This window comes from Thermogutta sp. (genome assembly GCF_014359955.1).
GTDB lineage: Bacteria > Planctomycetota > Planctomycetia > Pirellulales > Thermoguttaceae > Thermogutta.
In genome coordinates this window covers 1-1,663 of the sequence record NZ_JACIYL010000899.1, presented here as the reverse complement: position 1 = coordinate 1,663, position 1,663 = coordinate 1, and the positions used below count along the sequence as shown (strand labels likewise).

Below are 1,663 nucleotides of genomic sequence, written 5' to 3'. Positions count from 1 at the left end.
GGTTTCCGTTTGCCGCAATCCCCCCCCGACCTGGCAAACGAGGCCCGTCACCTGAACAATCTTAATTATTATGGGAATATTAGCGGGATTTCCCGTCCTGGCCCCGTCCAGGTCCACGATATGGAGGCGTTTCGCGCCGAGCCGCTGCCAGTGCCGTGCCATTTCGACGGGATCTTCTCCGTACACCGTCTCGCGGTGGAAATCCCCCTGGCAGAGCCTCACGCATCGGCCGCCTCTGATATCGATTGCGGGCCAGACCTCCACTCCGTTCTCTCCTCCCAGGTAGTTTGGACGCCAGTGTAAAACCTGTAATATGACACATTCCGCTTGCTCCTTCAAGTCGGCGCGAGTTCTGACGGAGGCGGCGAGCACGTGAGCACCGACCGTGCGCTTCTGCCTCCCGTAACTGACACCTCTCTCCCACGACACCGGCATCATGATGTACAATCAAAGGCACTCAAGTAACCAATTTTTGCAAGACCAGTGGATTTGCAACCGAAGTGAAGGAGCCAACGATGTCTGACGCGGTGTACAAGAAGATTCAGCTTGTGGGGACCTCGACGCAGTCATTCAGCGACGCTGTTGCGCAGGCCGTCAAAAAGGCAGCCAGCATGGAGAAAAACCCCTCCTGGTTTGAGGTGGTCGAGTTGCGGGGATCGATTGCGGACGGAAAAGTGGCGCAATTCCAGGTGACCGTCAATATCGGCTGTCGGATTGTAGACGAAAAGTGATCCACCGCTTGGATAGACGCTATTGAAGCCGTCTTCCCAATGACGGGCACAACCGGTGCGGGCCCTCCGCGATGGAATGCGGTTTGCACAATGCAAGCACTATCCGTGCACGAAAGGATTGTGGGCTTTTTCGTGCCCCACGGTGGTCGGAGGGCCATGCCCTGGCCACAGTTGCGTTTCCGAGGGCAGGGAGTAGATTTTCGACCTGATTCCCTCCTCCAGGAGTTCAAAATCTCCGCCCGGGAAGTCGGTGCGGCCGACGCTGCCGGCAAAAATCACGTCGCCAACAAAAGCGTTGGGCGGGCTGGTGTCGTTCAAAAGGTAAATGACATGCCCTTCGGAGTGCCCGGGAATTTCGCGGACAAGGATTCGCATGCCCGCATACTCCAGAAGCTGGCCGTCCTCGACGAGTTTGTCCGCAGGTGGCGTTGTCAGGGGGAATCCGAAGTCCGCTGACAGGTTGAGGTTGGGATCGGTCAGCTTCTGGGCATCCCGTTTACCCACCACAAGCTCGGCCTCCGGCCATCTTTGTTTGACGGCTTCCACGCCCGCGATATGATCCGCATGCCCGTGGGTGATCAGGATCGCCGCCGGAGTGAGGCCGAGATGGGTTACTTTTCGGATGATTTTTCCCCAGTCCAGACCTGGATCAATGATGATGCAATCAGAACGGTTATCCCGATAGACCAAGTAGCAGTTTTGGCCAAACATGGCCGAGACGATCGTGATCACTTTGGGATCTCGCTGTTCCACTCGGTTCTCCTTTAAAATGGGAAAGAGTGTAAACTGGGAAAATGAGCAAAAATGGGAATCCGGTAGGTGTTAGACAAACCAATCGCGTGAGTTTAACCATTTTAATAACGGACGTGCGCGAAAGCGATATCCCATTAAGACGGGTTAAAGGATACTTTTTCTACACGCGTCATGCGGTG

3 protein-coding genes are annotated in these 1,663 nt (G+C 55.6%); 1 reads left to right on the top strand and 2 read right to left on the bottom strand.

The window, feature by feature from the left end:
- On the bottom strand, positions 1-264 hold a 264-nt coding region (locus tag H5U08_RS18035; RefSeq protein ID WP_297036309.1), incomplete at its 3' end, for a HisA/HisF-related TIM barrel protein.
- Positions 265-515: 251 nt separating this feature from the next.
- On the opposite strand from H5U08_RS18035, the gene H5U08_RS18030 reads away from it, so the two are divergent.
- On the top strand, positions 516-731 hold the full coding sequence (locus H5U08_RS18030) for a dodecin (protein WP_297036306.1): 216 nt from the start codon (positions 516-518) through the stop codon (positions 729-731).
- Between the two features lie 99 nt (positions 732-830).
- On the opposite strand, the gene H5U08_RS18025 is transcribed toward H5U08_RS18030, so the two are convergent.
- Positions 831-1,484 carry an MBL fold metallo-hydrolase gene (locus tag H5U08_RS18025; RefSeq protein ID WP_297036304.1) on the bottom strand — a complete coding sequence of 218 codons (654 nt, stop codon included), beginning with the start codon at positions 1,482-1,484 and terminating at the stop codon, positions 831-833.
- Between the last annotated feature and the right edge of the window lie 179 nt (positions 1,485-1,663).

Excerpts from the sequence above, each read along its gene's own strand:
- H5U08_RS18030 (WP_297036306.1), top strand. The coding sequence starts at position 516 with ATGTCTGACGCGGTGTACAAGAAGATTCAGCTTGTGGGGACCTCGACG.